This window comes from Pseudomonas sp. FSL R10-1339, assembly GCF_009600545.1.
Taxonomy (GTDB): Bacteria; Pseudomonadota; Gammaproteobacteria; order Pseudomonadales; family Pseudomonadaceae; genus Aquipseudomonas; species Aquipseudomonas bubulae.
In genome coordinates, this window is sequence record NZ_WIVQ01000157.1 from 1 (window position 1) to 5,488 (window position 5,488).

Sequence of the window (5,488 nt, forward strand, 5' to 3'; positions counted from 1 at the left end):
ACCCGGCACGGCTGGAGCGCCTGGCCGATGGCCGGCTCAATCTGGGCGCGCAGGGCTGGCTCTCCGGCCCGGCGAGCTTGTGCAGCGAAGAGCAGCGCCTGGTGCCGGACCCGAAACTGCGTCTGCACCTCAAGCAGTTCCCCCTCGACAGCCTGGCCGAGTGGTTGCCCAAGGACTTCCAGTGGCAGGGCCAGCTCAATGCCGACTTGATGCTGGACTTGCCTGCCAGCGGGCCTAAAGGCCAGGTGGTGGTGGATGCCAGTGGTGGCACGTTGCGCTTCAAAGACAAGGGCCAGTGGCTGGACTTCCCATACCAGGCGTTCAAGCTGACCAGCAACCTGACCCCTAACCGGGTTGAATCGCGGCTTGATTTCGATGGTGGCAAGCTGGGGCAGTTGATGCTGGCAGCGCGGATCAATCCGCTGCCCAAAAGCAAACCTGTTACCGGTGAATTCCGTCTCACCGGGCTGGATGTGTCGATGATTCGTCCGTTTGCGCCGATGGTGGAAAAACTCACCGGCCAGCTCAACGGCTCTGGCACGATATCGGGTGCTTTGCTGTCGCCCCATGTCAACGGCAATGTGGCCCTGACCGGCGGTGAAATCTCGGGGCCGGAGCTGCCGACCAACTTCGAGAATGTGCAGCTTTCGCTGGCCATCAACGGCGAAACGGCGCAGATCAATGGCGGCTGGACCAGCGGCGACAAGGGCCAGGGCAGCGTCAGCGGCAATGTGGCCTGGGGTCAGGCAGTGGCGGTCAATGTGCTGGTCAAGGGCAACAACCTGCCGGTGACGGTCGAGCCTTATGCCAAGCTGGAAGTCGCCCCGGACCTGAAAATCTCCCTCAACCCCGACAACACCCTGTTGATCGCCGGTACGGTGAACGTGCCCAAGGGTGAAATCGTGGTACGGGAATTGCCACCCTCGACGGTCAAGGTGTCAGATGACACGGTGATTGTGGGCCAGCAGACGACGGGTGAAGCCGCGCCGATGCAGGTCGACATGGATATCACCGTGGTGGTGGGGCAGGAGTTGCTGACATTCTCCGGCTTTGGCCTGAACGCCGATCTGGCGGGGCAGGTGCATATTGGCAACGACATGGACACCCGTGGCGAGCTGCGCCTCAATAACGGTCGCTACCGTGCCTATGGCCAGAAGCTGACCATACGCCGTGCGCGTTTGCTGTTCGCCGGGCCGATTGACCAGCCTTATCTGGATATCGAAGCGGTCCGCCAGACCGACGACGTGATTGCCGGGATTCGCCTGACAGGCAGTGCGGAACAGCCCACTACGCAAATCTTCTCGGAACCGGCCATGAGCCAGGAACAGGCGTTGTCTTACCTGATCCTTGGGCGTCCGCTGACGGGTACCGGGGAAGATGAAAACCTGCTGGCGCAGGCGGCGCTGGGCCTGGGCCTGATGGGCAGTTCGGGGATTACCACCAGCCTGGCCAACCACCTGGGGATCAAGGATTTTGAGCTTGATACCGAAGGCACCGGCAACAGCACGGCAGTGGTGGCCAGTGGCAAGATCAACGAGCGGCTGAGCGTACGCTATGGTGTGGGTGTGTTTGAACCTGCCAGTACCATTGCCCTGCGTTACAAACTGAGCAAGCGTGTGTATGTCGAAGTAGCCAGCGGTTTTGCCAGCTCGCTGGATATCTTCTACAAACGGGATTTCTGACGTGCTGTGATATGACCTGATGGTGTGGGAGCGAGCCTGCTCGCGAAACAGGCGACGCGGTTTGCTTGTATCGCGAGCAGGCTCGCTCCCACAGGATAGGGTAAAGGTAGTGCAGCCTCAGAGCGTGAGCTGCTTCATCGTTGCTTCGGCATAGCGCAACCCGGCCACGGCGCTGGCCGGGAATATGCTTTCCAGTGCGGCCAGCTCGCTGGCGCTCAGCTTGACCTCCAGCGCTCCCACATTCTCCTGCAGATACTTGCGTTGCTTGGTGCCCGGAATCGGGATCAGGTAATCGCCCTGTGCCAGTACCCAGGCCAACGCCAGTTGCCCGGCCGTCACGCCTTTTTCGGCAGCCAGGGTTTGCACTTGTTCGACCAACAGCAGGTTTTTGCCGAAGTTCTCACCTTGGAAACGGGGATTGAAACGGCGGAAATCGTCTGCGGCAAAATCGTCCACGGTTCTTAGCGCACCGGTCAAAAATCCCCGACCCAGCGGGCTGTAGGGCACAAAGGCAATGCCCAGGCGCTGACAGGCTTCAAGGCAACCGTTGCCTTCCTGGTCGCGGCTCCACAGCGAGTACTCACTTTGCAATGCGCTGATCGGATGCACTTTGTGCGCTCGTTCAAGGGTCGCCACCGATGCCTCGCTCAGGCCCAGATAACGCACCTTGCCTGCCTTGACCAGAGCTGACAGCGCGCCGACGGTTTCTTCAACCGGTACGTTCGGGTCCATGCGGTGCTGGTAGTACAGATCCAGCGTCTCAACCCCAAGGCGCTTGAGGCTGCCTTCGACGGCCTGGCGGATGTACTCGGGGCGACCATTTATGTCGCGAAAGGCCGGATTGGCCGGGTCGCGTACGATGCCGAATTTACTGGCCAGAAACACTTGCTCGCGTTTCCCGCGAATGGCCTGGCCAATCAGTTCTTCGTTGGTGTGTGGCCCATAAATGTCGGCGGTATCGAGCAGGTTGATGCCCAGTTCCAGAGCGTGGTGCAGGGTGGCCACGGCTTCGCGGGTGTCGCTGCCGGTGGTGTAGAAGTCGGTCATGCCCATGCAGCCCAGGCCAATAGCGCTGACCTGAGGTCCGTCTTTACCCAGTTGGCGAGTGTGCATGCGAGGTGCTCCTGAATGAGTGGGGTAGGGCTATTCTTCACCTCGACAGTGGCAAGATAAACAGGGTAAATACACCATCACTGTTCGTAATTTCTAAACAATGGAGGGGTTATGGACCGTTTCAACGCGATGCGGGTCTTCACTCGCATCGTTGAACTGGGCGGCTTTACCAAGGCTGCCGACAGTCTGCAATTACCTCGTGCATCGGTGACGGTGTTGATCAAGCAACTGGAAGCGCATTTGGGCGTGCAGCTGCTGCATCGCACCACTCGCCAGGTCAGTCCGACCCTGGATGGCGCGGCGTACTACCAGCGCTGCGTCAACCTGCTGGATGATCTTGATGATGCCGAAGGGCTGTTTCGCGGCAGCCAGCCCAAAGGCACGCTGCGGGTCGAGATGCCCGCTTCGGTGGGGCGTCTGGTGGTGTTGCCGGCCTTGCCGGAGTTCACGGACCGTTACCCGCAGATCGAACTGGAAATCGGCCTCAACGACCGCCCGGTGGACCTGATTCGGGAAGGTGTGGATTGTGTGATCCGCGGTGGACTGACCATGGACGACTCCCTGGTGGCGCGGCCCCTGGTGCAGATGGATCAGGTGACATGCGCCAGCCCTGCCTATTTGCAAGCTCGCGGTGTACCGCAATCGCTCGAAGACCTGAGCGGGCATCAGGTGGTGGAATATTTCTCCAGCGCCTCGGGCAAGCGTTACGGGCTGGAATTCCAGGTCGATGATGAAGTGCGCCTCGTCGACTTGCCCAAGCGGCTTGCGGTCAACAGTGCCGAGGGGTATCTGGCGGCGTGTGTGGCGGGGTACGGGCTGGTGCAAACCCCCCATTACCATGTTGCGCAGCTGGTGCGCGAAGGGCGCCTGCAAGAAGTGCTCAGAGACTGTTTGCCACCGCGGCTGGCGTTAACAGCCTTATATCCACACCATCGGCAATTGTCGCCGCGGGTACGTGTCTTTGTGGACTGGCTGGTGGACCTGTGTGCCCGGCCGGGGAGTGCCTTCAAACGTTAGTCCGGGCCTGCAGGGCAGGCCCGGGATGTTCGTTGGTGGCAGCCAAAAAGCTGGCTTGGCTGTAAGATGGGGCCCGATTTTTTCAATTTCTCCATGAAAACCGACCCGGTTGGCGGCTTTCGTATACGGACTTACTGTCAGGAACAGGTCATGACCCCTTCGCAGCGCTTGAAATACTCGATTTTGATATCACTGGTGGTTCTGGGCATCATGTTCGGCCTTTCTTACTTGCAAAACGCCGGCATGATCACCGAGAAGATGTTCCAGTACATCGCCATCGGTGTGGCCGTGGTCGTGGTTGTCATCAACGGCGTCATGCGCCGCAAGACCAAGATCTAAGCTTCGATCTTGCCGGTCAAAACGGCTTCAGCCTGTGGATGCAGGCTGTAGCTCTTGTCGCTGTTGAGTACCACCACCCCTTCGCTGCACAGGCGCTTGAGTACCTCGCGCACACTCAAGAATGACAGCGGGATATCCAGCGCCTGCAAGTGGCTGTGCATGCCGCGCACCCCCAGCCTGCGATCATTGCCTGCAGCCGTTAACAGCGCGTCAATGACCTTGAGCCGCACCAGGCTGGTACGCAGCCCGAAACACTTGAGCAGGTGGCGGATCCGTTCGTTGCCTTGCAAGGGCGCGAGCGCTTCCAGCAGCCCGGTATCGGGCTGAAAAGCGACTTCGCGATGCGGGTTTCTACCATCCGTTGGTATTTGCTGGTTATGCATGCAAAAAACTCCTTTTCAGAGTCTGATCAGGAAAAGAAAAAAATGCTCTTACTTAACTAGACGAATGAGCGACAGAAATCATGAACATTCAAATGTAGAAATTTTGTCGTGAATTCGTCTCAATCGCGTTTGCGACCAGTGTAGGCGGGGGTTTGGAGCGATTATTAAATTTTTTTAATCGTGAAGGGCATGCTCTGGCCCTCTACAGGGCCTGGCGGGCAGTCAGCACCGGCCGACCCTCGGTGTTGCGGCTCAGGTATACCGGCAACACTTTGGGCAGGGAGGTCACCAGATGATCGATTTCCCGGGTATTGAATACACCCCCAATGCGCAGTTTGCCGGTGGCGCTGTCGGCCAGGGCGAGGGGAGTGTCGAGGTAGCGGTTGATCAGGGGCAAGGCGTCAGCCAGTGACAGGTTGTCCAGCACCAGCTGGCCGTTGCGCCAGGCCAGCTCGGAGGTGACGGCCGCGACCGGGCCAATTTGCGCGGCATGGTCGCCTGCCTTGTAACGCGCCTGCATGCCCGGCTCCAACCGCAGGCCATCGCCACTCAGGCGCTTGTTGCTGGTGACCAGCACCGAACCTTCGAGCAGGGTGATCCGCACCTGGTCTTCGTACATCCACACATTGAACTGGGTGCCTGTGACACGCACCTGGCCTTCTGCCGCCTGCACCAGAAACGGGTGGGATGCGTCGTGACTGACCTTGAAAAAGGCCTCGCCCTTGCTCAGGGTCACCTGGCGCTGATCCTTGTAGTTACTGAAGGTCAGTTGGCTGCCCAGGTTGAGTTCGACCTGGCTGCCATCGGGCAGTGTCACCGTCCTGGCACTGGCATCGGCGCTGTAGCGCTCATGGGCATTGGGCACCCAGCCCAGTTGCCAGCCGCTGTAGGCCGCCACGGGAAGGGCGAGCAGGGTAATGGCGGCGGCCACGGCAAAGCGCTGCCAGGTGCTGC

Annotated in this window: 6 protein-coding genes; 3 read left to right on the plus strand and 3 right to left on the minus strand. The window is 59.8% G+C overall.

The annotated features are described in order from the left end of the window. A partial coding sequence (locus tag GHO03_RS23490; protein ID WP_178110357.1) for a translocation/assembly module TamB domain-containing protein occupies positions 1-1,682 on the plus strand: 1,682 nt, incomplete at its 5' end. Positions 1,683-1,799: 117 nt separating this feature from the next. Here the strand turns inward: GHO03_RS23490 and GHO03_RS23495 are convergent. Further along, positions 1,800-2,795 (minus strand): aldo/keto reductase, encoded by a 996-nt coding sequence (locus GHO03_RS23495; RefSeq protein ID WP_095019299.1) that lies wholly within the window; start codon positions 2,793-2,795, stop codon positions 1,800-1,802. Between the two features lie 111 nt (positions 2,796-2,906). Here GHO03_RS23495 and GHO03_RS23500 point away from each other — a divergent pair, with 111 nt between their 5' ends. Both GHO03_RS23500 and GHO03_RS23505 read left to right on the plus strand, forming a co-directional pair. Continuing rightward, positions 2,907-3,812, plus strand: coding sequence for a LysR family transcriptional regulator (locus GHO03_RS23500; protein WP_153400619.1), 906 nt, complete (start codon positions 2,907-2,909; stop codon positions 3,810-3,812). A gap of 150 nt (positions 3,813-3,962) precedes the next feature. After that, positions 3,963-4,151 (plus strand): hypothetical protein, encoded by a 189-nt coding sequence (locus GHO03_RS23505; protein ID WP_095020889.1) that lies wholly within the window; start codon positions 3,963-3,965, stop codon positions 4,149-4,151. Here the strand turns inward: GHO03_RS23505 and GHO03_RS23510 are convergent. Beyond that, the gene (locus GHO03_RS23510; protein ID WP_095001663.1) at positions 4,148-4,534 is read right to left on the minus strand and encodes a fe2+ zn2+ uptake regulation protein; all 387 of its coding nucleotides are present in this window, start codon (positions 4,532-4,534) and stop codon (positions 4,148-4,150) included. The two genes, GHO03_RS23505 and GHO03_RS23510, sit on opposite strands and share 4 nt — an antisense overlap. 202 nt (positions 4,535-4,736) lie before the next feature. After that, on the minus strand, positions 4,737-5,488 hold a 752-nt coding region (locus GHO03_RS23515; protein ID WP_153400620.1), incomplete at its 5' end, for a FecR family protein.